The 416-nt window shown below is 44.0% G+C and carries 1 rRNA gene; it reads right to left on the reverse strand.

Going from position 1 to position 416, the window contains the following annotated elements:
- Positions 1-93: 93 nt before the first annotated feature.
- Positions 94-416 (reverse strand): 16S ribosomal RNA (locus AVBRAN9331_RS09800); the annotation flags it as partial.

Genomic DNA, 416 nt, shown 5'->3' on the forward strand with positions numbered 1-416 from the left:
TCATTTCAACCTTTGATATCCAAACAAGCTCTCAAGAGCTCTTGAAATATTTATTATTACTCTTTAGTGTGAGTTAAAGAGTATGTACTCTAGAAAGGAGGTGATCCAACCGCAGGTTCTCCTACGGTTACCTTGTTACGACTTCACCCCAGTCGCTGATTTTGCTGTGGGCGGTAACTAGTTTAGTATTCCGACTTAAAGCACAATCAACTCCCATGGTGTGACGGGCGGTGAGTACAAGACCCGGGAACGTATTCACCGTAACATAGCTGATTTACGATTACTAGCGATTCCGGCTTCATGCTCTCGAGTTGCAGAGAACAATCCGAACTAAGACATATTTTATAGATTTGCTCCACCTCGCGGTATTGCTTCTCATTGTATATGCCATTGTAGCACGTGTGTAGCCCTGGGCA

It is taken from the genome of Campylobacter sp. RM9331, assembly GCF_020137685.1.
Classification (GTDB): domain Bacteria; phylum Campylobacterota; class Campylobacteria; order Campylobacterales; family Campylobacteraceae; genus Campylobacter_E.